23 protein-coding genes and 1 riboswitch are annotated in these 26550 nt (G+C 72.4%); of the genes, 8 read left to right on the top strand and 15 right to left on the bottom strand.

Features of this window, described 5'->3' with window-relative positions; translation table 11 throughout:
• Positions 1 to 246 precede the first annotated feature (246 nt).
• The 3 genes from AB0J57_RS26510 to AB0J57_RS26500 form a co-directional block, all read right to left on the bottom strand.
• Entirely contained in the window at positions 247 to 1419 is a 1173-nt protein-coding gene (locus AB0J57_RS26510) for an acyl-CoA dehydrogenase family protein (RefSeq protein ID WP_366130779.1), read from the bottom strand.
• Positions 1420 to 1706: 287 nt separating this feature from the next.
• Positions 1707 to 1853, bottom strand: a complete 147-nt coding sequence (locus AB0J57_RS26505) for an SCO1431 family membrane protein (protein WP_366130778.1) — start codon at positions 1851 to 1853, stop codon at positions 1707 to 1709.
• Between the two features lie 102 nt (positions 1854 to 1955).
• Positions 1956 to 3431, bottom strand: a complete 1476-nt coding sequence (locus AB0J57_RS26500) for a peptidase C39 family protein (RefSeq protein WP_366130777.1) — start codon at positions 3429 to 3431, stop codon at positions 1956 to 1958.
• 154 nt (positions 3432 to 3585) lie between these two features.
• On the opposite strand from AB0J57_RS26500, the gene AB0J57_RS26495 reads away from it, so the two are divergent.
• A complete protein-coding gene (locus tag AB0J57_RS26495; protein WP_366130776.1) occupies positions 3586 to 4197 on the top strand; it encodes a hypothetical protein in 612 nt (203 codons plus the stop codon).
• Between the two features lie 432 nt (positions 4198 to 4629).
• Entirely contained in the window at positions 4630 to 6600 is a 1971-nt protein-coding gene (locus tag AB0J57_RS26490) for an AAA family ATPase (RefSeq protein WP_366130775.1), read from the top strand.
• 44 nt (positions 6601 to 6644) lie between these two features.
• On the opposite strand, the gene AB0J57_RS26485 is transcribed toward AB0J57_RS26490, so the two are convergent.
• The 10 genes from AB0J57_RS26485 to ribD form a co-directional block, all read right to left on the bottom strand.
• The gene (locus tag AB0J57_RS26485; protein WP_366130774.1) at positions 6645 to 7817 is read right to left on the bottom strand and encodes a hemolysin family protein; all 1173 of its coding nucleotides are present in this window, start codon (positions 7815 to 7817) and stop codon (positions 6645 to 6647) included.
• Positions 7814 to 9148, bottom strand: coding sequence for a hemolysin family protein (locus AB0J57_RS26480; protein WP_366130773.1), 1335 nt, complete (start codon positions 9146 to 9148; stop codon positions 7814 to 7816). Before AB0J57_RS26480 ends, AB0J57_RS26485 begins: the two co-directional genes overlap by 4 nt.
• A 232-nt stretch (positions 9149 to 9380) precedes the next feature.
• A complete protein-coding gene (locus tag AB0J57_RS26475) occupies positions 9381 to 9833 on the bottom strand; it encodes a PH domain-containing protein (RefSeq protein WP_366130772.1) in 453 nt (150 codons plus the stop codon).
• Positions 9834 to 9849: 16 nt separating this feature from the next.
• Positions 9850 to 10698 (bottom strand): ATP phosphoribosyltransferase, encoded by an 849-nt coding sequence (gene hisG, locus AB0J57_RS26470; protein ID WP_366130771.1) that lies wholly within the window; start codon positions 10696 to 10698, stop codon positions 9850 to 9852.
• Between the two features lie 47 nt (positions 10699 to 10745).
• Positions 10746 to 11018, bottom strand: coding sequence for a phosphoribosyl-ATP diphosphatase (locus tag AB0J57_RS26465; protein ID WP_031078175.1), 273 nt, complete (start codon positions 11016 to 11018; stop codon positions 10746 to 10748).
• A 35-nt stretch (positions 11019 to 11053) separates the two neighbouring features.
• On the bottom strand, positions 11054 to 11539 hold the full coding sequence (ribH, locus tag AB0J57_RS26460; protein WP_366130770.1) for a 6,7-dimethyl-8-ribityllumazine synthase: 486 nt from the start codon (positions 11537 to 11539) through the stop codon (positions 11054 to 11056).
• Positions 11540 to 11572: 33 nt separating this feature from the next.
• Complete coding sequence (locus AB0J57_RS26455; protein WP_366130769.1) at positions 11573 to 12853, bottom strand: bifunctional 3,4-dihydroxy-2-butanone-4-phosphate synthase/GTP cyclohydrolase II; 1281 nt, start codon at positions 12851 to 12853, stop codon at positions 11573 to 11575.
• A complete protein-coding gene (locus AB0J57_RS26450; protein WP_366130834.1) occupies positions 12850 to 13437 on the bottom strand; it encodes a nicotinamide mononucleotide transporter family protein in 588 nt (195 codons plus the stop codon). The genes AB0J57_RS26455 and AB0J57_RS26450 overlap by 4 nt, the downstream gene beginning before the upstream one ends.
• Positions 13438 to 13481: 44 nt before the next feature.
• Complete coding sequence (locus AB0J57_RS26445; protein ID WP_366130768.1) at positions 13482 to 14090, bottom strand: riboflavin synthase; 609 nt, start codon at positions 14088 to 14090, stop codon at positions 13482 to 13484.
• A gap of 2 nt (positions 14091 to 14092) precedes the next feature.
• Positions 14093 to 15166 carry a bifunctional diaminohydroxyphosphoribosylaminopyrimidine deaminase/5-amino-6-(5-phosphoribosylamino)uracil reductase RibD gene (ribD, locus tag AB0J57_RS26440; RefSeq protein WP_366130833.1) on the bottom strand — a complete coding sequence of 358 codons (1074 nt, stop codon included), beginning with the start codon at positions 15164 to 15166 and terminating at the stop codon, positions 14093 to 14095.
• A 226-nt stretch (positions 15167 to 15392) separates the two neighbouring features.
• Positions 15393 to 15523, bottom strand: a riboswitch (FMN riboswitch).
• Between the two features lie 244 nt (positions 15524 to 15767).
• On the opposite strand from ribD, the gene AB0J57_RS26435 reads away from it, so the two are divergent.
• The 3 genes from AB0J57_RS26435 to AB0J57_RS26425 all read left to right on the top strand — a co-directional run bounded on the left by AB0J57_RS26435 (position 15768) and on the right by AB0J57_RS26425 (position 19868).
• Positions 15768 to 18107: a chitinase C-terminal domain-containing protein gene (locus AB0J57_RS26435; RefSeq protein WP_366130767.1), complete on the top strand. Its 2340-nt coding sequence runs from the start codon at positions 15768 to 15770 to the stop codon at positions 18105 to 18107.
• A gap of 83 nt (positions 18108 to 18190) precedes the next feature.
• Positions 18191 to 19081, top strand: a complete 891-nt coding sequence (locus AB0J57_RS26430; protein ID WP_366130766.1) for an RNA polymerase sigma-70 factor — start codon at positions 18191 to 18193, stop codon at positions 19079 to 19081.
• Between the two features lie 43 nt (positions 19082 to 19124).
• The gene (locus tag AB0J57_RS26425; RefSeq protein ID WP_366130765.1) at positions 19125 to 19868 is read left to right on the top strand and encodes an NAD(P)H-binding protein; all 744 of its coding nucleotides are present in this window, start codon (positions 19125 to 19127) and stop codon (positions 19866 to 19868) included.
• Positions 19869 to 19969: 101 nt separating this feature from the next.
• Here AB0J57_RS26425 and AB0J57_RS26420 read toward each other — a convergent pair whose 3' ends face one another.
• Entirely contained in the window at positions 19970 to 21139 is a 1170-nt protein-coding gene (locus AB0J57_RS26420; protein WP_366130764.1) for an ROK family transcriptional regulator, read from the bottom strand.
• A 96-nt stretch (positions 21140 to 21235) separates the two neighbouring features.
• On the opposite strand from AB0J57_RS26420, the gene AB0J57_RS26415 reads away from it, so the two are divergent.
• From AB0J57_RS26415 to AB0J57_RS26405, 3 genes are all read left to right on the top strand, one after another.
• Positions 21236 to 22444: an MFS transporter gene (locus AB0J57_RS26415; RefSeq protein WP_366130763.1), complete on the top strand. Its 1209-nt coding sequence runs from the start codon at positions 21236 to 21238 to the stop codon at positions 22442 to 22444.
• Between the two features lie 232 nt (positions 22445 to 22676).
• The gene (locus tag AB0J57_RS26410; protein WP_366130762.1) at positions 22677 to 24068 is read left to right on the top strand and encodes a solute carrier family 23 protein; all 1392 of its coding nucleotides are present in this window, start codon (positions 22677 to 22679) and stop codon (positions 24066 to 24068) included.
• Positions 24069 to 24144: 76 nt separating this feature from the next.
• The gene (locus tag AB0J57_RS26405) at positions 24145 to 24894 is read left to right on the top strand and encodes a DUF5995 family protein (RefSeq protein WP_366130761.1); all 750 of its coding nucleotides are present in this window, start codon (positions 24145 to 24147) and stop codon (positions 24892 to 24894) included.
• Here the strand turns inward: AB0J57_RS26405 and AB0J57_RS26400 are convergent.
• Positions 24855 to 26549: an NAD(P)/FAD-dependent oxidoreductase gene (locus tag AB0J57_RS26400; protein ID WP_366130760.1), complete on the bottom strand. Its 1695-nt coding sequence runs from the start codon at positions 26547 to 26549 to the stop codon at positions 24855 to 24857. The genes AB0J57_RS26405 and AB0J57_RS26400 overlap by 40 nt on opposite strands.
• Position 26550: the final 1 nt, after the last annotated feature.

The following is a 26550-nucleotide window of genomic DNA, read 5'->3' as shown; positions in this document are numbered from 1 at the left end:
ACCCGACGAGCGGCTACGGCGTGAGCCGCATGGTCCCGGGCTCCGAAGAATCGGTTCCGCAGCCCGCCGATCCGCCCATCTACCGGGCGTTGATCCGTCACTGGGCCGACAGCGGCAGGACCGTCCCGGGCCGCCGCGACCAGGAGTGGACCAGGCTCACGGCGGCACCGGTGTGGCGTTCCCCGGCGTTCGCGGCGTCCCCGCTGTCCCCGGTACCCCCGGCGTTCCCGGCGTTCCCCGGGGAGATCAGCGGCTCTCGGGGCCCACGACGTGACGGGCGATGACCATCCGCTGGATCTGGTTGGTGCCCTCGACGATCTGGAGCACCTTCGCCTCGCGCATATAGCGCTCGACCGGGAAGTCCGCGGTGTAGCCGTACCCGCCCAGCACCTGGACCGCGTCGGTGGTGACCCTCATCGCCGCGTCCGTGCAGAACAGCTTGGCCATGGCGGCCTCGCGGGAGAACGGCCGGCCGGCGTCCCGCAGCCGGGCGGCGGCCAGGTAGAGCGCGCGTCCCGCCTCGACCTGGGTGGCCATGTCGGCCAGCATGAACCGCAGCCCCTGGAAGTCGGCGATGGGGTGCCCGAACTGCTGCCGCCCGGTGGCGTAGGCGACCGCCTCGTCCAGTGCCGCCTGGGCGACGCCGATGGCGCACGCGGCGATGCCGAGGCGGCCCGAGTCCAGCGCCGAGAGGGCGATGGCGAAGCCCTGCCCCTCCTCCCCGATCCGGCGCGCGTCGGGGACGCGTACGCCGTCGAAGTGGAGCTGGGCGGTGGGCGAGCCCTTCATGCCCATCTTCTTCTCGGGCGCCGCGGCCGAGAGCCCCTCGGCGTCACCCGGGACCAGGAACGCGGTGATGCCGCGCGGCCCCTCGCCGCCCGTGCGGGCCAGCACCGTGTAGAAGTCGGCGACCCCGCCGTGGGTGATCCACGCCTTGGTGCCGGTGATGACCCAGTCGTCACCGTCGCGGACCGCCTTCGTACGCAGTGAGGCCGCGTCGGAGCCGGACGAGGGCTCGGACAGGCAGTACGCGCCGAGGAGGCCGCCGCCCAGCATGGCGGGCAGGTGGTCGGCCTTCTGCTCCTTGGTGCCGTAGTTGGCGAGGGCGTGGCAGGCGAGGGAGTGGACGCTGACGCCGAGGCCCACGGTGAGGCGGGCGGCGGCGAGTTCCTCGAGCACCTGGAGGTAGACCGCGTACGGCTGGTCACCGCCGCCGAAACCGGAGTCGTACGGCAGGCCGAGCAGTCCGGATTCGGAGAGGAGGGCGAAGATCTCACGCGGGAAGTGCCCGGCGTCCTCCTCCTCGGCCGCGCGCGGAGCGATCTCCCGCTGGACGATCTCACGGACCAGGGCGATCAGATCCCTGGATTCCTCGGTGGGCAGCTCACGTTCCACCGGCTGCGGGGCGCGGTCGGGCATGGGGGCGCTCTCCTCCCTGTCGGGCGCTGCGGCGGGCGCGCGCGAAGGGTTGGGCGGCGCCGCCGGGTCTCACTGCCTTGCCGATGCTGCCCCTCCGGATCACGGAATCGGCTGACCAGCGGCTGTGGCGGGTTGAGTATGCCCGATCGGGGGGCTCCCGTCACGGGGTGGCCGTGAGCGCTCCACCGGCCCCGGATCCGCACGCGACCTTGGTACGCACCATTGGCCCCACCGGTACGTGGACCGGTACCACCCGAATCAGGTGGTGACCCGCAGGCGGGCGGATGTCACAGCAGGCCGACCCGCGTGACCAGCATGGCGAAGACGACGACGAGCACCCAGCCCAGGACGTGCTCCAGGAGCTGGGGGCCGTCGTCCTTGGGGCCTCCGGTACGGGCACGGGGGGCGGCGACGGCGGCGGCGTTCGTGGTCATGGTGGTTTCTCGCTCTTTCGACCGATAGGGGACCCGACCACAGTGCCAGCGCGGACGGCCTCCGGGGTAGAGACGTTCATCACGGCCCCGGCAGCCGCCGCGTCAGCGGACGCCGACCGCCGCCAGGGCCCGGAGCTGGGCGGTCGTGGGGTGGGCGGGCCAGTACAGGTAGCAGACGCCGCCCGTGCCGGAGACCACTTTCCCGGAGGCGTTGTAGCGCTTGGTCCGCAGCCAGATGTTCTCCCACTCGCGGCGCCGGTAGACCCGGCGTACCGCCTCGTTGGTCGGGGACGCCGGATCGTTGGCGATCACGTCGCCGGAGGCCGTGAACCCGATCACGGTCATCAGGTGGCCGGCCGTGCCGTAGCCCGCGCCGGTCAGCTCCTCCTTGAGGAACGACTGCGAGGTGATGGCCGGGATGCCGGCCCGGATCAGCGTCTCCAGCTCGGTCAGCGACCGCAGCCGGGTGACGACCGCGCTCATGTCGTCGTACGTGGCGGCGTAGGCGGCGTTGAAGGGCCAGTTGCCGCAGCCCTCGTACTGGTAGTCGTAGGTGAAGCGGGCGGCGTGGCAGACCTGCGGGTCGGCGAAGGCGGGGTTCACCCAGGCCAGGTCCTCCGCGGTGGGCTTGCGGCCCCAGTACTCGATGATCATCTGGGAGGAGGTGGGGCTGCACCAGGCCTCACCGCCGTTGTCGTACTCCGGGTACTGCCCGATATGAGTGTTCTGCGAGTAGCGCGGGACCACCAGCTCACGGGCCAGGCCCGGCTCGGAGGCGGGCACGGTGAAGCGGTCGGGGATGTCCGACGCCATGGCGCCCACCCGCCAGACGGCCGGGGTCAGCTTCGTACCGGGCCTCCGGTGCAGGGTGAGCCGCAGCCGGTACGAGGCCAGGCGCAGACCGCTCGCGGGGTCGTCGATGGCGAAGGTGTCGGTCCAGACGCTGCTCCTGCCGTCCTTCTGGCCGTCGACCGAGGTGCGCCGGATGTCGCCGTCTCCGCCCGCCCAGCGGCCCATCACGTACCAGGGCGTCTCGGAGCCGTCGGTGTAACGGCCCTTCAGCTCGACCGCGATCCAGGTGCCGGCCGGGGTGTCGGCGTTCCACGAGGCGATGACCTCGGTCGCCGGGACGGTGGAGAGGTGCTCGGGCGAGGTCCAGGTGGCGTAGTCCCAGGTGGTCTTCGTGCCGGTGTGCGGATCGGTGTACTCGGTGCGCCCGGCGGGGGCGCCGATCACCAGCGCGGGACGGCGGCCGGCGAGGGCGCGGGTGCCGGTGGCGGTGCCCGAGCGCCAGTCGGTGCACGACGTCCAGAAGCGGTTGTCGACGAGACCGTGCGCTCCCTCCTCGGCGGAGGCGGAGGCGGTGGACGCGGGCGGAACGGTGGCGGGCGCCGGCCCGAACACCGCGGAGGCGGAGGCGGGCGAGGCTGAGGCGGGCGAGGCGGAGGCCGTCACCGCGCTCCCGGCCGCGGCCAGTGCGGCGGCGAGGACGGTCCGGCGCGGCGCGCCCGAGGGTGCCGGGGCGGCGGGCGGCGGGGCGGCCGGCGAGGGTGTGGGCAGCGGCGTGGCGTCGGTCATGGCGGTATGACCCCCAGACAGGTGTACGGACGGGGCGACAAGTACACGACAGATGCGCCCACTATCCCGGTTCGGGCAGGGCTCGGCCAGCAACCCGGCATCGCGTCGCGGCACCAATATTGGTCTCCACCTGTGGCTTTGTAGGGTGGTCGGCATGGACGACCTCGACCGCCCCGCCGCCGCGCTGCGCGCACTGCCGCCCTCCTGCGGCCCCGTCCGGCTGGTCGCGGTCGACGGCCACGCCGGTTCGGGCAAGTCGACCTTCGCGGGCCGGCTCGCGGTGGCGCTCGGCGGCGCCCCGGTGCTCCACCTGGACGACATCGCCACGCACGAGGAGCTCTTCTCCTGGACGGACCGGCTCCGGGCCGAGGTGCTCGAACCGCTGACCCGTGGCGAGGTCGCGCGCGTTCACCCGTACGACTGGAATCTGCGCCGCTTCGGCCCGCCCCGGCCCCTGCCCCCGGCCCCGGTCGTCCTCATCGAGGGCGTGGGCGCCGGCCGCCGCGCGCTGCGGCCGTACCTGGCGAGGCTGCTGTGGATGGAGCGGGGCGCCGAGGAGTCCTGGGAACGGGGCCGCCACCGGGACGGACCGGCGCAGTACGCGTTCTGGGACGGGTGGACCGCGGCGGAGAAGGAGCACTTCGCGGCGGACCCGTCCCGCCCCTTCGCCCATGCGCTGGTGCGGGAGTGTGCGGTGGGGTACGAGTGGCTGCCGGGACCTGCTGCGACAGCAGTTGCGAACCAGACCGTCACGGAACGTGACTGACTTTCACAGCCGTACTGAGCAGTCGGAAATCAGCCTCGAGAGTGCCACAACTTCGCTTGACCGACGGACCGTACAGGTCTTACGTTCTCAATGTGCGGCTTTCCGAAGCCGTCGCAGACGCGAAGCCCCCGGTTGTTCCCCCGTGATCGGGGGCTTCGTTCTGCCCCCACCTTCCCTCGCCGGCGCCGCTCGGCCTCCCCGGCGCTCACCGTCGGTGACCATTCCCGGCGGGCCGGCGACGGCCCCCGCGAGGCGCCGGACGGCGCCCGCGCCGCTCGCGGAACCCTCACGCGCCCTTAAGCGCACACTCCCCGTGCCGGTACGATGCCCCTCGGTGCGGTCAAATCCCGTTCATGAGAGGGCGATTGGGAACGCTTCCGGCGGGCGGCCGCCCGGCGGACCGGTACGGGGACACGGTTTGTGGGGGACCCGATGGACATCGGCACGCAGGGCACGCAGGCCCCGGCCGACCTCGCCTGGCTGCGCGGCGTGGACGCCTACACCATGGGTGCGTATCCGCAGGCGGAGGAGGAGTTCCGGGCGGCGGTGCGGATCGATCCCGGAATGGCCGACGCCTGGCTCGGACTGCACGCGCTGCGGGTCGACACGACCACCGCGCTGCTGCGGATGTACCGCAACCGGGACCGCTTCGGTGAGCAGCGCGCCCGCCACCGCCGCACGCTGAACTCCTGGTACTGGCTCGGCTGGTGGGTCCAGCCCGTGCTGGAGAGCCCGCGCGACCTGCTCCTCGCGCACGCCTCGCACTGGCTGGACGGCCGCCACGTACCGGAGCTGGACCGGGCGCTGGCCGGGCTGCCACCCGTCGACACCGACCCGCAGGTGCGCTTCCTGCACGCCTGCCGGGCCTATCTGGTCAAGGACTGGGACCAGCTCGTCCGCCACACCGAACCGCTGGTGAACGATCCGCTGCTGGGCATCGAGGCCGGGCTGTTCGGCGGCATGGCGCGCGTCCGCCTGGAGATGTACGGGCAGGCCGAGCCCATGCTGTCCGCCGCCCTGATGCGCTGCCGCAGCGAGCAGCCGCAGCGCAAGGAGCTGCGCTACTGGCTGGCCCGCGCCCGCGAGGGAACCGGCCGCAGCGCCGCCGCGCTCCCCCTGTACCGGGCCGTGCACCGGATCGACCCGGCCTTCATGGACACCGCCGCGCGGCTCGCCGCGATCGCCGAGTACGACGGGTTCGACGGCTCCGACGACCCGGCCGCCGACCTGGCGACCGTATCGCTGGCGGGCGTCGGCCAGGACGCCGTGGACCTCCCCGACGCCCCGGACGCCCCGCCCGGCGACGGGCTCCGTCGCGGCGGCGACCCGCAGCCCCAGCCGCCCGGTCAGGCACCGGGTCAGCCGCCCGGTCAGCTTGGGTCCCAGCCGCCGGCCCAGCCCCCGGGGCCCGCCCACGGCGCACGGGAGCAGGCCCCCTCGCCCGGGCGGTCGCGCCCCCCGGCGTTCCCCGCGAGCCCCACCGATCCGGCACTGCTGGCCGAGGCGCTCGCCGAGCTGGAGCGCATGGTGGGCCTGGAGCCGGTGAAGCGGCAGGTCAAGGCGCTGTCCGCGCAGCTCGAAATGGCGCGGCTGCGGGCCGAGCAGGGCCTTCCGGTGCAGCCGCCGAAACGTCACTTTGTCTTTTCGGGTCCCTCCGGGACCGGGAAGACCACGGTCGCCAGAATCCTCGGCCGGGTCTTCTACGCGCTCGGGCTGCTGGGCGGCGACCACCTCGTGGAGGCCCAGCGGTCCGACCTGGTGGGCGAGTTCCTGGGCCAGACCGCCGTGAAGGCGAACGAGCTGATCGACTCGGCGCTGGGCGGGGTGCTGTTCGTGGACGAGGCGTACTCCCTGTCCAACTCCGGGTACAGCAAGGGCGACGCGTACGGCGACGAGGCACTCCAGGTGCTGCTCAAGCGCGCCGAGGACAACCGTGACCACCTGGTGGTGATCCTGGCCGGCTACCCGGAGGGCATGGACCGGCTGCTCGCCACCAATCCTGGCCTGTCGTCCCGCTTCACCACGCGGGTCGACTTCCCCTCGTACCGGCCGCTGGAACTCACCGCGATCGGCGAGGTGCTGGCGGCGGCGAACGACGACGTGTGGGACGAGGAGGCCCTGGACGAGCTGCGCTCGATCAGCGGCCACGTCGTCGAGCAGGGCTGGATCGACGAGCTGGGCAACGGCCGGTTCCTGCGCACCCTGTACGAGAAGTCGTGCGCGTACCGCGATCTGCGGCTGTCCGGCTACTCCGGCACGCCCACCCGGGAGGACCTCGCCACGCTGCGCCTGCCGGACCTGATGCAGGCGTACGGCGAGGTCCTCTCGGGCCGCGGCCCCGCACCCCGGGGCCCCCAGGACCCGCCGCCCTCGCCCGGCGGCTTGGGGCCGACGGGTTACTGAGCCCGGGCCGCACCACGCCGTGGGCGGCCCAGGCCCTGCGGCACTCAGGCCGTCAGGACACCCTGCGCCTGACCCGGACCCGGACCCGGCTCGGGGTCAGGGTCGGCGGGCGTGGCGGCCGGTGGCGGGGCGCCGAGCGGGTCGGGGCGCCCTGCCGGGGGCACGACCGCCGGGACCAGCGGGGTCGCCGAGCGGTGCGCCGGGTCGCGGACCTCGCCGACCAGCATTTCCAGGACGTCCTCCAGCGCGACCAGGCCCAGCACCCGGCCGGACGCGTCGGCGACCTGGGCCAGGTGCGTGGCGGCGCGGCGCATCACGGTGAGGGCGTCGTCGAGCGGCAGCTCCGACCGGAGCGTCGCCATCGGTCGCCACACGTGCTGCGGTACGGCCCGGTCGGCGTCCTCCAGGTCCAGCACGTCCTTGACGTGCACGAACCCCATGAAGACGCCACCGCCCTCCGCGCACACCGGGAACCGGGAGTACCCGGTGCGGACGGTCAGCTCCTCCACCTCGGCCGGGGTGACCGACGGGGAGACCGTCACCAGGGACGTACGCGGGATGAGGACGTCGGACACCGGGCGGCTGCCCAGTTCCAGGGCGTCCTCCAGTCGTTCCTGCTCGGCCGGGTCGAGCAGCCCGGCCTGGCCGGCGTCCTCGACGAGCCGGCCGAGCTGGGCGCTGGTGAACACCGCCTCCACCTCGTCCTTCGGCTCGACCCGGAACGCCCGCAGCACCAGGCGGGAACAGGCGCCGAGCGCCGCCGTCACGGGACGGCAGAGCCGGGCGAAGCCGACCAGGGCGGGGCTCAGCCACAGCGCGGTCTTCTCGGGGGCGGCCATGGCGAGGTTCTTCGGGAGCATCTCGCCGATGACGAGGTGCAGGAAGACGACCACGGCCAGGGCGATGACGTAACCCAGCGGATGGATCAGGCCCTCCGGCAGGTGCACGGCGTGGAAGACCGGCTCGAGCAGGTGGGCCACGGTGGGTTCGGCAACCGCGCCGAGGGTGAGCGAGCATACGGTGATGCCGAACTGCGCGGCGGCCATCATCTGCGGCAGGTTCTCCAGGCCGTACAGGACCTGGCGGGCCCGCTTGGAGCCCGGGCCGAGCGGCTCGATCTGGCTGCGGCGTACGGACACGAGGGCGAACTCGGCGCCCACGAAGAAGCCGTTCGCGAGCACGAGCAGGCCCGCGAAGAGCAGTTGGAAGACGCTCATCGGGTGGCCTCCGCCAGTGCGTCGGCCGTGCGGACCAGCTTGACGCGCTCGGCGCGGTACCGGTCCACCTGGCGCACGGACAGGCGCCAGCCGGGCAGTTCGGCGCGGTCGCCGGGGGCCGGGATGCGGCCGAGCAGGTCGGCGACGAGCCCGGCGACGGTCTCGTACGGCCCGTCGGGGACGTCGAGGCCTATCCGCTTCAGGGTGTGGACGCGGCAACTGCCGTCGGCCTCCCAGGCGGGATGGCCGTCCTCGGCGGGGACGGCGGCCAGTTCGGGCAGGTCGTCGGCCTCGGCGTCGTGCTCGTCGCGGACCTCGCCGACGAGTTCCTCGACGATGTCCTCCAGGGTGACGACCCCGGCCGTGCCGCCGTACTCGTCGACGACGACGGCGATCGGCTGCTCGCTGCGCAACCGCTCCAGCAGCGCCTGGGCGGGCAGCGTCTCGGGGACGAGCAGCGGCGGAACGGCGACCCGGCCCACCGGTGTGCGCAGCCGCTCGTGCGCGGGCACGGCGAGCGCGTCCTTCAGGTGGACCATGCCGACGATCTCGTCGATGCGCTCCCGGTAGACGGGGAAGCGGGAAAGGCCGGTGGCGCGGGTGAGGTTGACGACGTCCGCCGCGGTGGCGTCGGTCCGCAGCGCGTTGACTTTCACGCGCGGGGTCATCACGTGCTGGGCGGTGAGCCCGCCCAGCGTCAGGGTCCGTACGAAGAGGTCGGCCGTGTCCTGTTCGAGGGTGCCGGCCCGCGCGGAGTGCCGGGCGAGCGAGACCAGCTCGCCGGGCGTGCGGGCGGAGGCGAGCTCCTCGGTGGGTTCGACGCCCATCAGCCGCACGAGCCGGTTGGCGACGGCGTTCAGCAGGGCGATGACCGGCCGGAAGGCGGCCGAGAACAGGTGCTGCGGGCCGGCGACGAACCGCGCGACCTGGAGGGGCCGGGAGACGGCCCAGTTCTTGGGGACCAGCTCGCCGATCACCATCTGGACGGCGGAGGCACCCAGCATGCCGATGACCACCGCGACGCCGGAGACGGCCCCTTCGGGCAGTCCGGTCGCGGTGAGCGGCCCGTCGAGGAGCTGGGCGAGCGCGGGCTCGGCGAGCATGCCGACGACGAGCGAGGTGATGGTGATGCCGAGCTGGGTGCCGGAGAGCTGGAAGGACAGCTCCTTCAGCGCCTTGACGACGGTACGGGCCCGCCGGTCGCCCTCGGCGGCGGCGCGTTCGGCGTCCGCCCGCTCCACGGTGACGAGGCCGAACTCGGCCGCCACGAAGAAGCCGTTGGCGAGGATGAGAAGGAATGCCGCGGCGAGCAGCAGGAGGGGGATGGTCATGCCGCCGCCTCGTCAAAGGGGGCGGCGCAGGTACTACCGGACGATCCGTCCATTGCTGGAGGGAATCACTCCTCGGGTCGCAGGTGCCCCGCCGGCCGGGTGGTGCGTGTTTCTGGCCGTATGCGCGAGGCGGTGGCGCGCTCGGCGCCACCGCCATAAGAGTAATCACGCCGGGCCCCGGTGGGGCAGGGGGCTGCCGCCCATACGAGCGACATGGGCGGGTTCGCCCTGGTCAGGAGCCGTCCACTCCTGTGCCGCGGGCCTCGGCGAGCAGACGTAGGGCGCGCGCGTCGCGGATGGCCTGCTGCTTGCCGATGCCGGGCTGGATGCCCAGGGCGGGCATGCTGGTGCCGTCGCTGAGGTCCAGGAAGACCCAGGGGTCGCCCTCGCGCAGGTTCACCTGGAGGATCTCCGCCCACGCCAGCCGCCGGGTCCTGGTGAGGTTGACGACCGTGACGCCCTCGTCGTCGGCGACGACCTTGGGGCGGCTGAGGAGTGCCAGGACGGCGAAGAAGAGCGCGGCGACGAAGATGAAGCTCGCGCGCTCCCCCGCCCCGAGCTTCTCCAGCATCAGGGCGACGGCCGTGATGACGGCGAACATCAGCGCGCCCACGGTGAGCAGGACCACCCGGGTGCGGGTGGGCCGGAAGGTGACCGGGAGCACGGGGAGCTGGGTGTCGGACATGTGGCTGCTGGTCACGTCAGAGGCGGCAGGCGTGGATCTCGGTGGTCAGGATGGCGCGGGCGCCGAGCGCGTACAGATCGTCCATGATCCGCTGCGCCTCCCTGGCGGGGACCATGGCCCGGACGGCGACCCAGCCCTCGTGGTGGAGCGGCGAGACGGTCGGCGACTCCAGGCCCGGCGTGAGGGCGACGGCCTGTTCCAGGTGCTCGACCCGGCAGTCGTAGTCCATCATCACGTACGAGCGGGCCACCAGGACGCCCTGGAGGCGGCGCAGGAACTGCTGCACCTTCGGGTCGTCGGCGGGGGCGCCGGTGCGGCGGATGACGACGGCCTCGGACTTGAGGATCGGCTCGCCGATGACCTCCAGGCCGGCGTTGCGCAGCGAGGTGCCGGTCTCCACGACGTCGGCGATGACCTGGGCGACGCCGAGCTCGATGGCGGTCTCGACCGCGCCGTCCAGGTGGACGACCGAGGCGTCGATGCCCTGGTCGGCGAGGTGCTTGGCGACGATGCCCTCGTAGGAGGTGGCGATCGTCATGCCGCCGAAGTCGGCGGGTCCGGTCGCGGTGCCGGGCTTGGTGGCGTACCGGAAGGTGGAGCGGGCGAAGCCGAGCTGGAGGATCTCCTCGGCGTTGGCGCCGGAGTCCAGCAGCAGGTCGCGGCCGGTGATGCCGATGTCGAGCTTGCCGGAGCTGACGTAGATGGCGATGTCGCGGGGGCGGAGGTAGAAGAACTCGACCTCGTTCTCCGGGTCGACCATCACCAGTTCCTTGGACTCCTTGCGCTGCTGGTAGCCGGCCTCATGGAGCATCGCCGACGCAGGTCCGGACAGTGAACCCTTGTTGGGGACGGCGATGCGCAGCATGGGGCGTGCTTCCTAACTGTGAAAAGGAGGTGGGGAATGGGGTGGGCTCAGAGGTGGGCGTAGACGTCGTCGAGCGAGATCCCGCGCGCGACCATCATCACCTGGACGTGGTACAGGAGCTGCGAGATCTCCTCGGCGGCGGCTTCCTTGCCCTCGTACTCGGCGGCCATCCAGACCTCGGCGGCCTCCTCGACGACCTTCTTGCCGATGGCATGGACGCCCTTGTCCACCAGCTCGGCGGTGCGTGAGGTGGCGGGGTCGCCGGTCTTGGCCTTGAGCTCCAGCTCGGCGAAGAGCTCTTCGAAGGTTTTGTTCGCCATGATGGTCCTAAGAGTACGGGGTGCCCGGGGGACACTCAGCGCCAGGGTTCGCTGACCGTGCGCAGTGTGGTCGCCGTGGCGACGGCGGCGGTGACCGCTTCGTGGCCCTTGTCCTCGTTCGAACCCTCCAGGCCGGCCCGGTCCAGGGCCTGCTCCTCGGTGTCGCAGGTCAGGACGCCGAAGCCGACGGGGACGCCGGTGTCGACGGAGACCTGGACGAGGCCCTGGGTGACGCCCTGGCACACGTACTCGAAGTGGGGGGTGCCGCCCCGGATGACGACGCCGAGCGCGATGATCGCGTCGTAGCCGCGGCCGGCGAGGACCTTGGCGACGACCGGGAGCTCGAAGCTGCCCGGGACCCGCAGCAGGGTCGGCTCGTCGATGCCGAGCTCGTGCAGGGCGCGCAGGGCGCCGTTGACGAGGCCGTCCATGATCTTCTCGTGCCACTGGGCCGCGATCACGGCGACCCGGAGGTCGCCGCAGTTCTTCACGCTCAGTTCGGGTGCGCCCTTGCCGCTCACGTCGGTGTCTCCTTGCTGGTGGGTCTGGCTGTCTTACTGGTTGTTGCAGGGCGACGCGCCGGCGGCGGCGTCGAGCCAGGGCAGGTCGTGGCCCATCCGGTCGCGCTTGGTGCGCAGGTACCGGAGGTTGTGCTCGCCCGCCTGGACGGGCATGGGCTCGCGGCCGTTGACGGTCAGCCCGTACCGGACGAGCGCGTCGACCTTGTCGGGGTTGTTGGTCATCAGCCGGAGGCTGCGTACGCCGAGGTCGGCGAGCATCTGGGCGCCGGCGGCGTAGTCGCGGGCGTCGGCGGGCAGGCCGAGCTCCAGGTTGGCGTCGAGGGTGTCGTGGCCGCGCTCCTGGAGCTCGTAGGCGCGCAGCTTGGACAGCAGGCCGATGCCGCGTCCCTCGTGGCCGCGCAGGTAGACGACGACGCCGCGGCCGGCCTCGGTGACGCGTTCCATGGAGGCCTGGAGCTGGGGGCCGCAGTCGCAGCGCTGCGAGTGGAAGATGTCGCCGGTCAGGCACTCGGAGTGGACCCTGACCAGGACGTCCTCGCCGTCGCCGAGGTCACCGTGGACGAGCGCGATGTGCTCGACGCCGTCGACGGTGGAGCGGTAGCCGTACGCGGTGTACTCGCCGTGCGCGGTCGGCAGCCGTACCTCGGCCTCGCGGCGGACGGTCGGCTCGTTGCTGCGGCGGTAGGCGATGAGGTCCTCGATCGAGATGATCGTCAGGCCGTGCTTGCGGGCGAAGGGGACCAGCTCGGGCAGGCGGAGCATGACGCCGTCCTCGCCGGCGATCTCGACGATCGCGCCGGCCGGGCGCAGTCCGGCGAGCCGGGCGAGGTCGACGGCGGCCTCGGTGTGGCCGTTGCGGACGAGGACGCCGCCGGGCTGGGCGCGCAGCGGGAAGACGTGGCCGGGGCGCACGAAGTCGCCCGGCCCGGCCGTGCCGCCGGCCAGGAGCTGGAGGGTGGTGGCGCGGTCGGCGGCGGAGATGCCGGTGGTGACGCCGTGGACGGGGGCCGCGTCGACCGAGACGGTGAAGGCGGTCTTCATGGACTCGGTGTTGTCGCCGACCATCTGCGGGAGCTGGAGGCGGTCCAGTTCGTCGCCCTCCATGGGGGCGCAGATCAGGCCGCGGCACTCGCTCATCATGAAGGCGACGATCTCCGGGGTCGCCTTCTCGGCGGCGATGACGAGGTCGCCCTCGTTCTCGCGGTCCTCGTCGTCGACGACCACGACGGGGCGGCCGGCGGCGATGTCGCGGATGGCCTGCTCGACGGGGTCGAGGGCGAGGTCCATGGCGTCCCAGACGGTGAGCGCTGTCATGCCGGAGTTCCTTCCAGAGCGGGAGTGCGCGTCCGGAGCCACCAGTCACGCATGCCCCACAGCACGAGGGCGAAATAGATCACGTACACCAGGCCGGAGAAGGCCAGGCCGCTGTTGAAGGCGAGCGGGACGCCGACGAGGTCGACGAGGAGCCAGGCGAACCAGAACTCCACCAGGCCCCGGGCCTGGGCGACCATCGCGACGAGCGTCCCGACGAAGATGTAGGCGTCGGCCCACGGGCTCCAGGAGAGCGACGGGTACAGCGTGAACAGCCCGCCGACCCCGAGGGTGCCGAGGACGGCTCCGGCGAGGAGCAGTCCGCGCTCCTTCCAGGTGGCGAACCGGACGGCGATGGAGCCGTCCTGGGCCTGCTGCCTGCCCCGGGACCACTGGTGCCAGCCCCAGGCGGCGACGCCGATGACCAGGAGCTGCTTGCCGACGCCGCCGCTGAGCTGGGCGGAGGCGTAGGCGGCGATCAGGATGACGCCGGAGAGGAGCTGTGCCGGCCAGGTGAGGATGGAGCGCCGCCAGCCGAGGGCGAGCGCGATGAGTCCGATGGTGTTGCCGATCATGTCGGACCACATGATGTGCTGGCCGAAGGCGGTGAAGGCCTCGGAGTTGAGCCAGTTCACTGCGCCGCCCCTTCGGTCCTGCCGGCCATCAGCCGCTCGACGTACTTGGCGATGACGTCGACCTCCAGGTTGACCGGGTCACCGGGCTCCTTGATGCCGAGCGTGGTCAGGGCGAGGGTCGTCGGGATGAGGCTGACGGTGAAGTGGTCGGGGCCCGCGTCGACGACGGTGAGGCTGACGCCGTCGACCGTGATGGAGCCCTTCTCGACGACGTACCGGCGCAAGGCGTCCGGGAGCGAGATCTTGACGATCTCCCAGTTCTCGGAGGGCGTGCGGGCCAGGATCGTGCCGGTGCCGTCGACGTGGCCCTGGACGATGTGGCCGCCGAGCCGGTCGCCGACCGCCATGGGCCGCTCCAGGTTGACCCGGGAGCCGGGGCCGAGCGCGCCGAGGCTGGAGCGGTCCAGCGTCTCGGCCATCACGTCGGCGGTGAACTCGCCGTCGGCGGTCTCCACGACGGTGAGGCAGACGCCGTTGACGGCGATCGAGTCGCCGTGCTTGGCGTCCTCGGTGACGAGGGGGCCGCGCAGGCGGAAGCGGGAGGAGTCGCCGAGGTTCTCGACGGCGGTGACCTCACCCAGCTCTTCGACGATTCCGGTGAACACGCTCAGCGCTCCTTGGGAGTGGCGGGGGTGGCGGGGATGGCGGGGACGGCGGTGATACGGAGATCGGGGCCGATGCGCACGGTCTCGGTGACGTCGAGCCGCAGCGCCTCGGTGATGGTGGTGATCCCGGCGTCGGCCAGGGCGGCGGGGCCCGCGCCGAGGAGGACCGGGGCGAGGTAGCCGACGACCTTGTCGACAGCTCCCGCGGCGACGAAGGACCCGGCGAGGGCCGGGCCGCCTTCGAGGAGTACGGAGCGGACGCCGCGCTCGTGCAGGGCGGCCAGCAGGGCCGGTACGGACAGGCCGCGGCCGTCCCTGGGGAGGCGGACGACCTCGGCCAGGGTGGTCTCGGCGTCCTCGGCGACCGCGATCAGGGTCGGCGCGGCGTCGTCCAGGACGCGGGCGCCGGGCCGGACGGCGGTGGCCCCGGTGTCGACGACGACGCGCAGCGGCTGGACGGCACCCTCGATGCCGCGTACCGCGAGGTGCGGGTCGTCAGCGCGGGCGGTGCCGGAGCCGACGATGACCGCGTCGGCCTCGGCGCGCAGCCGGTGGACGTCGGCGCGGGACTCGGGCGAGGTGATCCAGCGGCTGGTGCCGTCCTGGGCGGCGACTCGGCCGTCGAGGGTGGCGGCGTACTTCCACAGGACGTAGGGGCGGCCGAGGCGTACGGAGGTGAGCCAGGCGGCGTTGCCGGCCTCGGCCTCGGCCTCCAGGACCCCGGCGACGACTTCGACGCCGGCCGCCCGGAGGGTGTCGGCGCCACCGGTGGCCTGGGGGTTGGGGTCGCCGACCGCGTACACGACGCGGGCGATCCCGGCCTCGATGAGGGCCTGGGCGCAGGGGCCGGTGCGGCCGGTGTGGTTGCAGGGTTCGAGCGTGACGTACGCGGTGCCGCCGCGGGCGAGGACGCCGGCCTGGCGCAGGGCGTGGACCTCGGCGTGCGGGCCGCCGGCGCGCTCGTGCCAGCCGGCGCCGACCTCGTGCCCGGAGGCGTCGTGGACGACGCATCCGACGACCGGGTTGGGGCTGGTGGAGCCGAGTCCACGGGACGCGAGCGCGACGGCTCGGCGCATGGCGGCGACGTCGGCCGCGTCTGCCGTGCCGGGCTGGTCCGCTGCGGTGGCCACCGGGTCCTCCTGCCTCTTCGGGCGCGGACTCCGGGGCCTGTCGATGACGACAGAAGAGCGGGTAACGACACCACCGCACGGGGGGACGCGAGGCCGACGACACCGGTCACCGGACGTCGGGCGCCGGCGACCAGCGGACATACGGCCGGCCGCCCCATGGAGGGGTCACCCGCCGCGCACTGCCTCCCATCCGGACTTTCACCGTCGGTCCAGGAATTTCACCTGGTCAACCGGCCACTGGATGCGGCCGGGTCGCGGACTGTAACCGCCGGTTCGGAATTACACCGACCCCGGAGTGCGCTGCTGCTGATACAGGGCCAGTGTGCCACGCCCGATCGTCACCCATGCGGGCGATGGCTGTGTCCTGCCTCACAGGCCGACCGGTCGGTTGAAGTGGTCCAGACCTATTGACCGTCTGGTCTAGTCCTTTTAATCTCTGCGTCACCTCCACGGAGTCGGCCCCGCCGGTGTGCGCACACCAGGGCCCAACACGACCCATCCCCTTGTCAGTTGTGTGCCCCGATCCCCTCCACAGGAGGAACCGACCGTGCTGTCCCCCACGCACAGACGAGCCACGCTGCTCGCGTCCGGCGCCGCCGCCGCCGGGCTGCTGCTCGGCTCGCTCTCCGGTGGCGTCTCCCACGCCGCCACCGATCACCAGGCCTGTCGCCCCGACGGTCTGCACACCACGCCCGGCGTCGTCGTCCCGTACTGCTCGGTCTACGACACCGAGGGCCGCGAGAAGATGGGCGCCGACCACCAGCGCCGTGTCATCGGCTACTTCACCGGCTGGCGCACCGGCAAGGACGGCACGCCCGCCTACCTCGCCTCGAACGTCCCGTGGGACAAGGTCACCCACATCAATTACGCCTTCGGCCACATCGACTCCGCCAACAGACTGTCGGTCGGCACGGACGGCCCGAACAACGCCGCGACCGGCATGACCTGGCCGGGCGTCGCGGGCGCCGAGATGGACCCCTCGTACACGTACAAGGGGCATTTCAATCTGCTGAACAAATTCAAGAAGCAGCATCCGGACGTCAAGACGCTGATCTCGGTGGGCGGCTGGGCGGAGACGGGCGGATACTTCGACGACAGCGGCAAGCGCGTCAATTCGGGTGGCTTCTACTCGATGGCGACCAACGCCGACGGCTCCGTCAACCAGGCGGGGATCGACACCTTCGCCGACTCGGCGGTCGCCTTCATCAAGAAGTACGGCTTCAACGGCGTCGACATCGACTACGAGTACCCGACCTCGATGAAGGACGCGGGCAACCCGCTCGACTACTCCGTCTCCAACCCACGCCGGGCCGGCCTCGTGAAGGGCTACGCGGCGCTGATGAAGACGCTGCGCGAGAAGCTCGACCGGGCGGGCGCGGCCGACGGGAAGCACTACCTGCTCACCGTCGCGGCCCCCTCCTCCGGCTACCTGCTGCGCGGCATGGAGACCTTCCAGGTCCAGAAGTACCTGGACTACGTCAACATCATGTCCTACGACCTGCACGGCGCCTGGAACGAGTACGTCGGCCCGAACGCCTCGCTGTTCGACGACGGCAAGGACGCGGAGCTGGCGGCGGCGGGCGTCTACGGCAGCCAGCAGTACGGCGGTATCGGCTACCTCAACACCGACTGGGCGTACCACTACTTCCGCGGCTCCATGCCCGCCGGCCGCATCAACATCGGCCTGCCCTACTACACGCGCGGTCACAAGAACGTCCAGGGCGGCACGGACGGCCTGTGGGGCAAGGCGGCCGCGACCACCTGCCCGGCCGGTTCCGGGCTGACCAAGTGCGGTGACGGCGCCGTCGGCATCGACAACCTCTGGCACGACAAGGACGACAACGGCAAGGAGTCCCCGGCCGGCTCCAACCCGATGTGGCACGCCAAGAACCTGGAGAAGGGCGTCGTCGGCGACTACGTGACCACGTACGGCTTCCCTGCCGGCACCAGGCTGACCGGCACGTACGCCCGCAAGTACGACTCCACTCTGGTCGCGCCGTGGCTGTGGAACGCGGAGAAGAAGGTCTTCCTGTCCACGGAGGACGAGCAGTCGGTGGCCCGCAAGGCCGACTACGTGGTCGACAAGGGCATCGGCGGCACGATGGTGTGGGAGCTGGCCGGTGACTACGGCTGGAACGCGGCCAAGGGGCAGTACGAGCCCGGCTCCACGCTGACCTCGCTGATGTACGACAAGTTCAAGGCGGCCACGCCGTACGGCGCGAAGGTGTCGAACAAGGCACTGCCCGCCAAGGCGGTGAACATCGGTGTGGAGTTCGGCGAGTTCAAGCTCGGTGACTCCAACTACCCGATCACGCCGAAGCTGAAGATCACGAACAACACTCGGACCACGCTGCCGGGCGGCACGGAGTTCCAGTTCGACTACTCCACGGCGGCGCCGGGCAATGCCTCGGACCAGTCGGGCTTCGGTACGAAGGTGATCAGCAGCGACCACACGGGCGCCAACGTGGGCGGTCTGAAGGGTGACTTCCACCGCGTCTCGCTGAAGCTGCCGGCCTGGCAGACGCTGGCCCCGGGCGCGTCGGTGGACCTGTCGTTCAACTACTACCTGCCGGTGTCGACCCCGTGGAACTGGACCGTGAACATCGGCGGTACGACGTACGCGCTCGCCGGTGACCTGGCGCGGGGCGTGACGGTGGTGGAGCCCGGCTCGGGTACGGATCCGACGCCCACGCCGACTCCGACCCCGACGCCCACTCCGACGCCCGGTGCGTGCACCGCGCCCGCGTGGAGCGCGGCGACCGAGTACGGCGGCGGTTCCACGGTGTCGCATGCGTCCCGTACCTGGAAGGCGAAGTGGTGGACCAAGGGCGAGGAGCCCGGCACCACCGGCGAGTGGGGTGTCTGGCAGGACCTCGGCGCCTGCTGACCCGGTGACGGGACGGGCCCGGCGGCGGAGATACGGCCCTTGCCGCCGCCGGGCCTCTTCGGGCGTTGTGCCAGGCTGTGCCCGTGACGACCGCGCTTGCCGATGAGTTCGAGAGCCACCGCCGCCGCCTGTTCGGGCTGGCCTACCGGATGCTCGGGTCCGCCGACGAGGCCGAGGACACCGTCCAGGACGCCTGCCTGCGCTGGAGCGGCGCCGACCGGGCGGAGATCCGGCACCCCACGTCCTGGCTGGCCAAGGTCGTCACCAACCTGTGCCTCAACCGCCTCACCTCCGCCCGCGCCACGCGCGAGGAGTACCCCGGCCCGTGGCTGCCGGAGCCGGTGGTCACGGTGGACGGGGCGCTCGGGCCGCTGGAGTCGGCCGAGCAGCGCGACGCCGTGTCAACCGCGTTGCTGGTGCTGCTGGAGCGGCTCACGCCGACGGAACGGGCGGTGTACGTGCTGCGCGAGGCGTTCGCGTACAGCCACCGTGAAATCGCGGACCTGCTGGAGCTGACCGAGGCGAACAGCCGGCAGGTGTACCGGAGGGCGGCGGCCCGGATCGGCACGCCGGAGGGCCGTTTCGCGGCCGGGCCCGAGCAGCACCGGGGGCTCGTGGAGTCGTTCATCGCGGCGGCCCGCGAGGGCGATCTGGCCGGGCTGGAGAAACTGCTGGCGGCGGACGTGACGTGGTCGTCCGACGGGGGTGGCGTGGTGTCGGCGGCGCGGCGGCCGATCCTGGGGCGGGAGAAGGTCCTGCGGTTCCTCGGGGGCGCGATGCGGGGGTTCGCGGCCGGGTTCGACCTCACGGTCGTGGAGGTCAACGGCGCGCCGGCGCTGGCGGCGTGGGCCGGCGGGGAGCTGGTCTCCGTCGCCTCGTTCGAGACCCGGGACGGGGCCATCGCGCACGTACGGGCGGTGGTCAATCCGCACAAGCTCGGGTTCGTGGCGCGGCAACTGTCACATCCGGGGTAGCTCGCCGGTTCCTTGTACGTGACTGCGTCATGAGGAGCTGAGGATGACCACGATTCTGGTGACCGGCGGGACCGGCACGCTCGGCAGGCACGTCGTCGAACTGCTGCGGGCGGACGGGCACGAGGTGCGGGTGCTGAGCCGGCACGCACGGCCGTACGCCGTGGATCTGCGCGAGGGCGGTACGGGGCTGGACGCGGCGCTCACGGGGGTGGACACCGTGGTGCACTGCGCGTCCAGCCCGCGCGGCGGGGACGAGCGGGCGGCACGGAACCTGATCGGCGCGGCGCGCCGGGCCGGGGTCGGTCACCTGGTCTACATCTCGATCGTGGGCGTGGACCGGGTGCCGCTCGGCTACTACCGCTCGAAGCTCGCCGTGGAGCGGTTGGTGGAGGAGTCGGGGCTGGGCTGGACGGTGCTGCGGACGACGCAGTTCCACGACCTGGTGCTGGCGGTGCTCCGGGCGGCGGCCCGGCTGCCGGTGCTCCCGGCCCCGGCGGGCGTGCGCGACCAGCCGGTCGAGGTCACGGAGGTGGCCGCCCGGCTCGCGGAGCTGGCGGCGGGCGCACCGGCGGGGAGGGTGCCGGACATGGGCGGACCCGAGGTGCGGACGTTCCCGGAGCTGGCCCGCGCCTACCTGCGGGCGTCGGGGCGGCGCCGTCCGGTGGTGAGCGTGCCTCTGGCGGGCAAGGCGTACCGGGGCTTCCGGGCGGGCGGCCACCTGGCACCGGAGCGGGCGGTGGGCAAGGTGACGTTCGAGGAGTTCCTGGCGCGACGGGCCATCTCGTAGGTTCGGCACCTGCGGGGCTGTGGCTCACCCCGTACGTTCAGCGCGCCGGGGCGAACAGCGCGTCCTGGGCCGGCCCTGGGACTGCCGCTCACCCCGTACGTTCAGCGCGCCGGGGCGAACAGCGCGTCCTGGGCCGCGTCGCGGACGGTCAGCAGCGCCCCGCGCAGCACCGCCGCGCCGCCCAGCGCGCCCGCCCGGACCTCGGTGCGCAGCGGGGACAGCGCGGCCAGCCGCGTCTCGACGCGGGCCGCCAGCCCGGGGCCGCCCGCGTGGCCGGTCTCGCCGCCCAGGACGACGCAGCCGGGGTCGAGCACGGCACTGACGGCGGCCGCCCCGAGGGCGAGCCGGTCGGCGAGGGCGTCCAGGAAGCCGTCCGCCCCGGTGGCCAGGGCCGTCCGCACGGCCACCGCGCCGGCCGGCTCCTCGCTCCGGTCGGCGGCCTCGATGCCGTACCCCGCCGCGAGTGAGCGGATCGCCGCCGATCCGGCCAGCGCGTGGAAGCCGCCGTCGCAGCCGGTGGCCGACGGCAGGCCGCCCGTACCCGGCACGGGCAGGAACCCGATCTCGCCGGCGCCGCCCGACGCGCCGCGCCGCAGCCGGCCGTCCAGGACGACCGCCGCGCCGACGCCGTGGCCGAGCCACAGGAGCACGAAGGTGTCCCGGTCGTGTGCGGCGCCCTCGCGCTGTTCCGCCACGGCCGCGAGGTTGGTCTCGTTCTCGACGAGGACGGTGGCGGACAGCCGCTCCTGGAGGACGGTGACGAACCGCCGGTGCCAGGCGGGCAGGCCCGTCGAGTCGCGCAGCTCGCCCGTGGCCGGGTCGATCAGGCCGGGCGCCCCGATGCCGACGCTGTGCAGCCGCCGTACGCCCGCCTCTGCCACTGTCCGCTCCAGCAGCGCCACCGCGCGCTCGACGGCCGCCCCGTCGCTGTGGCCCGCCATGGGCAGGGACGCCTCGGCGAGCGTGGCGCCCAGCAGGTCGGTGACGACGACGGAGACGCTGGTGGTGCGGACGTCGAGGGCGGCGAGGTGCGCGCGGTCGGCGACGATCCCGTACAGCCGGGCGTTGGGGCCGCGCCGCTCGGCGCCCGCTTCCCCGACCACCTGGATGAGTCCGGAGCCCTGGAGCCGTTCGACCAGGTCGGCGACGGTGGGGCGGGAGAGTCCGGTGAGGCTCTTGAGCTGACCGGCCGTCAACGGGCCCTGGTCCTGGAGGAATCGCAGCGCGAGCCGGTCGTTGATGGCCCGTGCGGTGCTGGGCGATGCGGGCATGCCGTGATCCTCTCAGAACTCGTCATACCAGCTTACTATCAGGCAGGGTTCCTGATAATTTACCGACCGCTGTCAGATTCCGACCGGGGAGGGCCCGTGGCACAGGACGTGGTGTTCGGCAAGGAGCGGCTGCGGCGGGCCAGGTTCGCCGTGGCCGCCGTGTTCTGTGTGCACGGGGCCGTCACCGGCAGCTTCGCCACTCGTATCCCCTGGATCCAGGACCATGCCGGTGTCGGCGCGGGCCAGTTGGGCCTCGCGCTCGCCTTCCCCGCGCTGGGCGCGTCGGTCGCGATGCCGCTGGCGGGCGCGGTCAGCCACCGCTTCGGCGCCCGCGCGGCGCTGCGCGGGCTGCTGGCGCTGTGGACGATGTCGCTGGTCCTGCCCGCGCTCGCGCCGAACGTCTACGCCCTGTGCGGCACGCTCTTCGTGTACGGGGCGACCGCCGGCATGTCCGACGTGGCCATGAACGCATTGGGCGTCGAGGTCGAGAACCGGCTCGACAAGTCGATCATGTCCGGCCTGCACGGCATGTGGAGCGCGGGCGCCCTGATCGGCTCGGCCTCCGGCACGCTCGCCGCGCACCTGGGCAGCGACGCCCGGCTGCACCACGTGATCGCCGCGCTGGTGCTCACCGCCCTGGGGCTGCTCTTCTGCCAGGGCGTACTGGACCTGCGCAGCGCGCCGGACGAGGAGCCGCCGCCCCGGTTCGCCCTGCCGCCCAGGTCGGCGCTGGTGATCGGCGCGATCGGGTTCTGCGGGGTGTTCGCCGAGGGCGCGAGCCTGGACTGGTCGGCGGTCTACCTGCGCGACGAGCTGGGTACGTCGGCCGGGCTCGCGGCCGCGTCGACCACCGCGTTCGCCCTGACCATGGCGGTGGCGCGGCTGATGGGCGACAAGGTCGTGGACCGGTTCGGCGCGGTGCGGACGGTACGGGTCGGGGGCGTCGCGGCGACGGCGGGCGGTGTCCTGGTGGTGGCCGCACCTCACCCGGCGGTCGCGATGGCGGGCTTCGGGCTGCTCGGGCTGGGCGTGGCCGTGGTCGTCCCGCTGGCCTTCGCGGCGGCCGGGCGCAGCGGCCCGAACCCGAGCCAGGCCATCGCGGGCGTCGCCACGATCACGTACACCTCGGGCCTCATCGCCCCCTCGGCGATCGGCGGCGTGGCCGACGCGACGTCCCTCACGGTCTCGTTCGGCCTGGTCACCCTCCTGGCCTTCGGCCTGGTCCTCGGCGCGGGCGTGCTCCGCACCGGCGACCGCACGACCGGCGCCTCGCGCGCGGTGAAGGTCGAGCAGAGCCCGCGCTGACCGGGCGTGGCCGCACCCGTTCCTCTCCCGAGGGCTTCGTCCAGGGGGACCCCGGCGGAACGACTGCCCGCAGCGGGGCCCTGGGGCGGGACGCACCCCGGCGGATGCGCCGCCCGCCGGCAGCGCACTGGCGTGCGATTACCATGGCGGCTGGTCTTTTTCGGCCGCCACCCCGGCCGGGACCCGGCCGGGGTGGCGCGGCCCCCCAACCGGAGAAGTGGAGCCACCCCCCATGAACCTCGGCGTGCGCTGGTCCCTGCACGGCGACGGACGGACGCCCGCGCCCGGCGCCGTCGTCCGTCCCGACGAGCGGCTGTCCTGGCCGCGTACGGCCGGGCTCGGCGCGCAGCACGTGGTGGCCATGTTCGGCGCGTCGTTCGTGGCGCCGGTCCTGATGGGGCTCGACCCCAACCTGGCGATCATGATGTCCGGCGTCGCCACGGTCATCTTCCTCCTCGCCACGCGCGGCCGGGTGCCCAGCTATCTGGGCTGCTCGCTGTCCTTCGTGGGCGTGGCGGCGACCATCCGGGCGAGCGGCGGCGACAGCGCCACCGTCACCGGCGCGGTCCTGGCGGTCGGTGCCGCGCTGTTCCTGGTGGGCCTGGCCGTGCGGCGGTTCGGCGCGCGGATCATCCACGCGGCGATGCCGCCGATCGTGACCGGCGCCGTGGTCATGCTGATCGGGTTCAACCTGGCGCCGGTGACGGCGTCGACGTACTGGCCGCAGGACCAGTGGACCGCGCTGCTGGTGATGCTGTTCACCGGGCTCGCCGTCGTCTGCCTGCGCGGTTTCTGGTCACGAGTGGCGATCTTCCTGGGGTTGATCTTCGGGTACGCCATCTCCTGGCTCTTCGACCTGGCCTTCGGCAAGATCCACTCCCCGGCCGGCGGCGCCGAGGCCGTCGACCACTGGCGCCTGGACCTGTCCGGCGTGGCCAAGGCCGACTGGATCGGGCTGCCGTCCTTCCACGCCCCGGCCTTCGAGTGGTCGGCGATCCTCGTCGCGCTCCCCGTCGTCATCGCGCTCGTCGCCGAGAACGCCGGGCACGTCAAGGCCGTCGGCGAGATGACCGGAGACCCGCTCGACGACAAGCTCGGCACCGCCATCGCCGCCGACGGCGCCGCCTCGATCCTGTCCACCGCCGTGGGCGGCCCGCCGAACACCACGTACTCCGAGAACATCGGCGTCATGGCCGCCACCCGCGTCTACTCGACGGCCGCCTACTGGGCCGCCGCCGGCTTCGCGCTCCTGTTCGGCCTGTGCCCCAAGTTCGGCGCGGTCGTCGCCGCCATCCCCGGCGGCGTGCTCGGTGGCATCACCGTCATCCTGTACGGGATGATCGGCCTGCTGGGCGCGCAGATCTGGATCAACGCCAAGGTCGACCTGCGCAACCCCCTCAACCTCGTCCCGGCCGCCGCGGGCATCATCATCGGCGTCGGCGGCGTGAGCCTGAAGATCACCGACAACTTCGAGCTGGGCGGCATCGCGCTCGGCACGATCGTCGTCATCACCGGCTACCACGTGCTGCGCGCCTTCGCCCCCGCCCACCTCAAGGAGCAGGAGCCGCTGCTGGACGCTGGCACGTCCGCGTACGACACCGACAGCGGCGTCCCCAAGTCCTAGACGGATCGTTCCCCCGTTCCGGGGAAGCCCGGCGCGATGACCCCACCGGGAGCCCGCCTGCTGGGACGCTGCCCCCATGGCGCAGATCGAACAGTTCCCGCCGGCCCCGGTGGCGGTCGACCCGGTCGTGACGCGGATGCGCGCGCTGCGCGAGCTGTGGCCGGCCACGGACGGGGTCGCGGTCTTCAACCGGGTCTACCTCACCGTCACGGAGGAGATCGACCGGCGTATCGACGCGGGTGAGTTCGCCGACCGGCGGGCGGCCGCCACGCTGGACGTCCGCTTCGCCGAGCGCTACCTCGCGGCGGTCGACGCGGTGGCGGCGGGCGGGCGTCCGCCGGCGTGCTGGCGGCCGCTGTTCCAGTACCGGCGCCATCCCGGCGTACGGCCGCTCCAGTTCGCCCTGGCCGGTATCAACGCGCACATCGGGCACGACCTGGCGCTGGCGGTGGTGGACACCTGCCGCACGCTCGGCTGCGAACCGGCCGACGTGGAGGGGGAGTTCGACCGGGTGGGCGACATCCTCACGCTGCTGGAGGAGCGCATCCGCGAGGAGCTGATGCCCGGGCCCGACCTGCTGGAGATCGCCGACCCCCTGACGCATCTGCTGGGCTGCTGGAGCCTGGAGCGGGCCCGGGACGGGGCGTGGCTCGCGGCCCGCTCGCTGTGGCAGTTGCACCGGCTGGGGGGCCGGCTTCCGGAGCTGGCCGAGGAGTTCACCGAACGCCTCGACCGCTCCGTCGGCCTGGTGGGCCGGATGCTGCTCACGCCCCTGTCCCCGCGGGCTCAGTCCTCCGGCAGCTCGACCGGCGCGATCTCGTCGTAGACGTCACCGGGGCCGGGGTTCGACGCGTCCGTCTCGCCGCCGAAGTGGTGCATGACGCCCCACACGGCGTTCAGCGCGGTCTGCACGGCGCCCTCGGCCCAGCCGGCCGTCCAGGAGATGTCGTCACCGGCGAGGAAGATGCCCCGCTTGTCCTCGGGCAGCCGGTCCTGCATGAAGTGCGTGAACAGGCGGCGCTGGTAGCGGTAGTGACCCGGCAGGTTGGCCTTGAACGCGCCCATGAAGTAGGGCTCGTTCTCCCAGGACACGGTCACCGGGTTGCCGATGATGTGCTTGCGGATGTCGACCTTCGGGTAGATCTCGCCGAGCGACTTGAGCATGACCTCCATGCGCTCGTTGGCGGACAGCGGCAGCCACTTCAGGCTGTCGTCGCACCACGTGTACGAGAGGCAGATGACGGCCGGCTTGTCCGGGCCGTCGTCCAGCAGGTAGGTGCCGCGGGTCATCCGGTCGGTGAGCGTCATCGACATGACGTCACGGCCGGTCTCCTCGTCCTTGTCCAGCCAGAAGGGCCGGTCGACCGGGACGAAGAGCTTGGACGACTCCATGTAGTGGGTGCGCTCCATCGCCGTCCAGTGGTCGATGGGGAACAGCGAGTCGTCGCAGGCGATCTTGGACAGCAGCATCCAGGACTGGGCGGTGAAGATCGCCGCCTGGTACGTGCGGATGTCGCCGTTCGCGTCGGTGACGGTGATGCGGTTGCCGGCCGTGCGGTGCAGGCGCGTGACGGCGGGCTTGGGGTCGCCGCCGTGCAGCTTGGCGAGCGAGGTGCCCTGCTCCCAGTGGACGATCTTCTCCGGCTCGCGCTCCCACAGGCGCAGCGGGAGCTGCTGGGAGCCGCCGACGATGCCGCGGTGGTGGTCGTCGGCCTCGGTGTAGACGACGCGGAGGATCTCCAGGATGGAGTTGGGGAAGTCGGTGTCCCAGCCACCGGTGCCGAAGCCGACCTGGCCGAAGATCTCGCGGTGCCGGAAGGACTTGAACGCCTCGGACTCGCACAGGAAGCCGTAGAAGGTCTGGTTGTCGAGCTTCTCGACGAGCTTGGCCCAGATCTCGCGGATGCGCGGGACGTCGCGCTCGCGCATGGCGCGGTTCATGTCGGAGAAGTCCGCGCCCTCCTCCAGGCAGTCGTTCCAGGCCTTGGCGACGTCGCGGTAGACCTGCGGCAGGTCGTCGATGGTCTCGGCGTAGTGCGACTCGCCCTTGAGGTCGACGACGGTCGACGGGGTGGCCTCGGCCAGCGGGTTGGGGAACGGCCGGGTCTCCAGGCCGACGAGGTCGATGTAGTGCTGGAGCGCGGTCGAGGAGGGCGGGAAGCGCATGGCGCCCATCTCGGCGGTCAGCCCGTCCGTGCCGGTGCCCTCGAAGCCGACGGTGCGCAGCCGGCCGCCGATCTGGTCGGCCTCGTACACGACGGGCTTGAGGCCCATCTTCATCAGCTCGTACGCGGCCACGATGCCGGAGAGCCCGCCACCGATGACGGCGACCTCGGTGCCGTGCTCGGTCGCGGGTATCTGGCCGAGCCCGGCCGGGTGGGCCAGGAAGTCGTCGTACGCGTACGGGAAGTCCGGACCGAACATGGTGATCGGCGGCTGCGCGTCGGTGTGCTGGACGGCGGTGGGCACCGTGGACGTCATG

The sequence above is a fragment of the Streptomyces sp. NPDC049837 genome (genome assembly GCF_040674455.1).
Classification (GTDB): domain Bacteria; phylum Actinomycetota; class Actinomycetes; order Streptomycetales; family Streptomycetaceae; genus Streptomyces.
Note: the sequence above shows the minus strand (reverse complement) of the source record. Positions and strands in the feature narration are given on the sequence as shown.